The organism is Pseudomonas sp. 39004 (genome assembly GCF_028682155.1).
Lineage (GTDB): Bacteria > Pseudomonadota > Gammaproteobacteria > Pseudomonadales > Pseudomonadaceae > Aquipseudomonas > Aquipseudomonas capeferrum.
Genome location: NZ_JANIAG010000254.1, coordinates 1 through 5,590 on the forward strand (window position 1 = coordinate 1; position 5,590 = coordinate 5,590).

The following is a 5,590-nucleotide window of genomic DNA, read 5'->3' on the forward strand; positions in this document are numbered from 1 at the left end:
GTCGAGCGGCTTCTGCAGCTCGCCCCACAGAGTAAGCACAGTCTCTTTGGGAGTGCAGTCTCTGTGGGAGCGGGCTTGCCCCGCGAAGAGGCCGGACAAGGCAAAACTCAATCCCGCGCCAGCGCCTCGATCGGATCAAGCCGCGCAGCATTACGTGCCGGCACAAACCCGAACAACACGCCAATCAAGGTCGAACAGGCAAACGCCATCACAATCGAGGCCGGCGAGAACACCATCTCCCACTGCTTGACGAACAACTCGAACAGATAGCCGATCCCGTACGACAAGCCAATGCCAACCACCCCGCCAAACAGGCAGACCATCACCGCCTCTACCAGAAACTGCTGGCGGATATCCGACTGCCGCGCCCCCACCGCCATGCGAATACCGATTTCCCGGGTGCGTTCGGTCACCGACACCAGCATGATGTTCATCACCCCGATACCCCCGACCACCAGCGAGATCACGGCAATCAGCGACAGCAGCAGGGTCAGCGAGCGGCTGGTCTTCTGCACCGTCTGCATGATGCTGTCGAGGTTGTTGGTAAAGAAGTCCTTGGTGCCGTGCCGTTGCAGCATCAGCTTGGTCACCTCCTCCTCCACCCGCTTGCTCGGCACGCCGTCCTTGATGCGCACGCTGATGCTGTCCAGATGGCGCTGGCCGAGTACGCGGCCAGCGGCGGTCTCGTAGGGCACCCAGATGTTCAGCTGGTTGCTGGCGACGAACAGGTTCTTGTTCTCGGCCGTGACGCCGATCACCGTGCACGGCAGGTTGCCTACCAGGATCACCTGCCCGAGCGGGTCGACATGGGGGCCGAACAGCCGCTTGCGGGTGTTGTGGTCGATCACCACCACCTGTGCCTGGCGCCGGGCGTCGTCGGCACTGAACACGATGCCTGCAGCCAGGGGTATGTTGCGCACCTGGAAGTAGTGTTCGCTGACGCCATTGAGCTGCACGTCGACGTCCAGGTTGCGGTAGCGCACCAAGGTGCTCTGGCCGATCACCGGGGTGGCACTGTCAACGTAGTACAGCGCGTTGAGCGCGGTCACGTCGGCCGGCACCAGGGTCTCGATGGTCTTGGCCCGGCTGTCACCGAAGTTGCTGCCCGAATAGATATCGATGGTGTTGCTGCCGATCGCCTGGATGTCCTTGAGCACATAGCCCTTGGCGCCCTCGCCGATGGCCGAGATGGACACCACCGAGGTGATGCCGATGACGATCCCGAGCATGGTCAGCAAGGTGCGCATGCGGTGCGAGATCAAGGCGATCCAGGCCATCTTGAAGGCCTCGCGGAACATCCCCAGGCTGGCCACCAGGCGCCGGGCAGGTTCGACGGCCCGTGGCGGCTCCGCGGCCGGGGTGGGCACGGCCGCCGTGCCGGTGCGCCGGTCGCTGACAATCTGCCCGTCGCTGACCTCGATGATCCGTTCGGCATGGGCGGCGACCTTGGGGTCGTGGGTGACCAGGATTACCGTGTGCCCGGCCGCGTGCAGCTCCAGCAGGATGTTCATCACCTCCTTGCCACTGGCAGTGTCCAGCGCACCGGTCGGCTCATCGGCGAGGATCACCTGGCCGCCGTTCATCAGCGCCCGGCAGATACTCACCCGCTGCTGCTGCCCCCCGGAAAGCTGGCTGGGGCGGTGCCCCAGGTGCCCTACAAGGCCCAGACGCGTGAGCAACTCACGTGCCCGCGTGTGACGCTGCCCTTGTGGGGTGCCGGCATACACCGCAGGGATCTCGACGTTGTGCAGGGCATCCAGGTGCGGCAGCAGGTGGTAGCGCTGGAAGATGAAACCGAAGTGGTCGCGGCGCAGCGCTGCCAGGGCATCATCGCCCAGCGTGCGGGTCTCCTGCCCGCCAACCTGGTAGCTGCCGCTGCTGGCGTTGTCCAGGCAGCCGAGGATGTTCATCAAGGTCGACTTGCCCGAGCCTGATGCGCCGATGATCGCCACCAGCTCGCCACTGTGAATCTGCAGGTCGATGCCCTGGAGTGCCAGGAACTCGCGGTCGCCCGCCAGGAAGCTGCGGCTGACGCCCTGCAGGCGCAATAACGGTTCGCCGTTGCCGTTGGCCACGGCCAGGGGCGCGCTCAGCTCGACATTCATGTTCATGCTCACGCCCCTGCTTCGCCGGACACCGGCTCACCAATCACCACCCGATCACCTTCGGCCAGGCCGTCCTTCACCTGTACCTTGACGTTGTTGTTGATCCCCGCCTGCACGTTGCGCACCTGGGCAAAGCCCTTGGCATCGAGCACCCGCACCGGGAAGCTGCCGTCGCCATTGCGTGCGCCCAGCGCTGCCACCGGCACGGTCAGCACCCCTTGGGCGGTGTCGAGGACGATATGCACCTGGGCCGTCATCGAGATGCGCAGGCGATGCTCGGGGTTCGGCACTTCGAACAGCGCGTTGTAGAACACCGCACCATTGGGTTTGGCGGCGCTGCCATCGCTGTTGTCGGAGCTTTGCGCGTAGTTCTGCGGGGCAGGCTCGGTGCCGCGCAGCTTGGCGTAGTAGCGTTTGTCTTCGCCCAGGATGGTGAAGTACACCTGCTGGCCGGGGCTGATGTGGATCACATCGGCTTCGGACACCTGCGCCTTCACGGTCATGGTGTCGAGGTCGGCCAGTTTGAGCAGCACCGGGGCCAGTTGGTTGGCGATCACGGTCTGCCCTTCCTGGGTGACGATGCCCACCACATGGCCGTTGATCGGCGCATTGATGCGGGTGTAACCCAGGTTGACCTTGGCGGTGTCGATTTCGACCCGGGCACTTTGGATCTGCGCATCGAGCGAGCGCACGGCGGCCTGCTGCACTTCGTACTCCGACTCGGCATTCTCGAAGTCCTGGCGCGACACCGACTCGTCGGCCTGCAGTTCGCGATAACGCTCATACACCCGCCGGGCCTGCTTGAGCTGGGCCAGGGTCGAACGCCGTTCGGCCTGCAGCTTGTCCTCGTCGACTTCGGCCTGGCGCAAGGTGTTGCGCAGCACCAGCGGGTCGATCTCGGCCAGCCACTGGCCCTCGCTGACCTTGTCGCCCAGCTTGACCTTCAGCGACCTGAGCTGGCCCGAAACCTGGGCACCGACGTCCACCTGCTTGATGCCCTCCAGCGTGCCGGTGGCCAGCACGGCGTTCTCGATATCGCCACGCTCGACCGTGGCGGTGATGTACTGCGGCGGCTTGGCCGGGGCCTGGATGGCATACAGCGTGATGCCGGCCACCAGGGCCACGGCGATGCCGAGGCCGAATTTGCGGAATCTGGACTTTTCCATGAACACTCACTTTCTCTCGGGATTCGCATAACCCGACCCCAGCGGGGTCGGGGAGGCCGATCATTACGGGGTAACCTTGCCGTGCTGCAGCGCCTGCCCGTCGTGCCACCAGGCTGCCAGGCTGAACACGTCCGGCACCTTGAGGATGCTGAAGTGGTCACCCGGCCCCTGCCACAGCGCCAGCTTCGGCATCAGTTGCTGCCAGCCGGCCTGCATGGCGGCATGCTCGCGCGCATTGCCCAAGGCATCCAGGCCCGGGTCGTCCACCAATACCAGCCCGACCGCGCCGCTGTAGGCCAGCGTTGGCCGGTAGGCCGTGCGCAATGCCGTGGCGAAGGTGCGCACGGTGCCGTCCAGCGCAGCGGGCCGCGACCGTGCCGGCATCAAGCCGACCCGGACCATGGCTGCGTGCAGTTGGCTCAGCTGTTGATCGTCGCTGGCGTCGGCAAATGCACCTGGGTCGATGCCCAGCGTTTTGCCAGTGGAAAGCTGCAGCGCGTCGATCAGCCGCTGCAACGCTTCGCCGAAGGTGTAGGGCTGGCCACAGGTACCACCCTCGCCCGGGGCCTCGCTGTCGATCAGCGTCAATGAGCGCACCTGCCGCCCCTTGGCTTGCAACCTGGCGGCGATGGCATGTGCCACCCATCCCCCGAACGAATGCCCGACCAGGTTCAACGGCCCCTGCGGGTACAGCGCCTCGATCGCCAGCACATGGCAATCGGCAGCGGCTTCCACCGTGCTGTGCGGCACCGAGCAGCCATCCAGCCCGCGGGCCTGCAAGCCATACAGCGGCCAGTCCGGCCCCAGCGCTTCGGCCAGGCCAATGAAGCTGGTGACGCTGTCGCCGGCCCCCGGCACGCAGAACACCGGCGCGTGCCCAGCCTGACCGGTCTGGATCGCTACCAACGGCTGATAAGCCGCCACCTCGGCGTTAGGCACCACGCCCAACGCCTGCCCGAGCACCTGCCCCAGCGCGGCCACATGGGGCGCCTGCATCACGCTGCGGTGGTCGCCCGGTACGCCCAGGGCGACCAGCGCCTGAGTCGGCAGCGTCTCGCCCCAACCCAGGGCCGACAGGCTGTCGCTGCCCTGCTCGGCGCGCAGCAGGTGCACCGGTACACTCAGCGGCGCAGGGCGGTAATGCGCCAATGCTCGGCCGTGCGCCAGTTCGCGGGTGAAGTAGTGCTGCAGTTGCGCATCCGTCATGCTCGCCCACAGCCCATACAGCAGCTGATGTTCGCGGCAACTGGCTACCAGGGCGGCAAATTCGGCCTCCCCGGCTTCCAGGTGCTGCAGCCGCGCCAGCTTGTCGGCGCCTGCCGGGCCCTGCGTGCGCCAGAACAGGCTGCAGTTGGCCAGCAACTGCCGCTCCAGTGCACGCGGCCCCTCCCAGCGCGCCTTGCCCTGGTCGGCCAGGCGCGGCACATAGGTGTCGATCAAGCCCAGGAACTCGACCGGCTCGTCCGCACCCAGCAACTGGTTGGCGATCTCGAAGGCCAGTACCCCACCGAACGACCAGCCGGCCAGGCGGTACGGCCCTTGCGGCTGTACGCTGCGCATCTGCTCGATGTGGTAGCGGGCCAGGCACTCCAGGGTGCGCGGTTGTGGGCGGTCACCCGGTACGCCGGGCAGTCCGTAGATAGCGAAGTCACCGGGCAGGTGCTGGGCCAGCACCGGGAAGTAGAAGTCCAGGCCGGTGAATTCGTGAACCAGGAACAGCGGCGTCTGCGTACCGCGGGCCCGCACCGTGATCACACCACGCGGCGCGGCATCCCGGTTGCCCAGCCGCGCCGCCAGCAAGGCGACGCTGGGCTGCTGAAACACATCGTTGATGGCCACTTGCAAACCCGCCTTGGTGATCTTGTCGACCAGCCGGATCGCGGCCAGGGAATGGCCGCCCAGTTCGAAGAAGTTGTCGTGGCGGCCTACCCGCTCCAGGCCCAGCAGGTCGGTCCATAGCTTCGCCAACAGGGTTTCGGTGTCGCCTTCGGGGGCTTGGTATTCGCGGTTTTGCAGGGCTTCGGCGTCTGGCAGCGGCAAGGCCTTGCGGTCGAGCTTGCCGTTGGGGCTTAGCGGTAGCGCCGGCAGGTGCATGAACAGCGCGGGCACCATGAACGTCGGCAGGTGCCCGAGCAACGACGAGCGCAGCGCCTCCACCGGGTGGAATTGGCCCGTGTAGTACGCGAGCAGCTGCTGTTCGCGAGCGATCACCACGGCTTCCTTGATCCCCTCTATCCGCGTCAGGCCGGCCTGGATTTCACCCAGCTCGATGCGCAGGCCATGGATTTTCACCTGGTCGTCGTTGCGGCCCAGGTACTC

General features: G+C 66.1%; 3 protein-coding genes. All 3 read right to left on the reverse strand.

The window, feature by feature from the left end; genetic code table 11:
• Window positions 1–107 precede the first annotated feature (107 nt).
• Entirely contained in the window at window positions 108–2,111 is a 2,004-nt protein-coding gene (locus tag NP534_RS25340) for a MacB family efflux pump subunit (protein WP_443201100.1), read from the reverse strand.
• Between the two features lie 2 nt (window positions 2,112–2,113).
• On the reverse strand, window positions 2,114–3,271 hold the full coding sequence (gene macA / locus NP534_RS25345) for a macrolide transporter subunit MacA (RefSeq protein WP_186664591.1): 1,158 nt from the start codon (window positions 3,269–3,271) through the stop codon (window positions 2,114–2,116).
• Between the two features lie 63 nt (window positions 3,272–3,334).
• The coding region (locus NP534_RS25350; protein WP_274100536.1) for a non-ribosomal peptide synthetase at window positions 3,335–5,590 on the reverse strand (2,256 nt) is incomplete at its 5' end.

Excerpts from the sequence above, each read along its gene's own strand:
- NP534_RS25340 (WP_443201100.1), bottom strand. The coding sequence starts at position 2,111 with ATGAACATGAATGTCGAGCTGAGCGCGCCCCTGGCCGTGGCCAACGGC.
- macA (WP_186664591.1), bottom strand. The coding sequence starts at position 3,271 with ATGGAAAAGTCCAGATTCCGCAAATTCGGCCTCGGCATCGCCGTGGCC.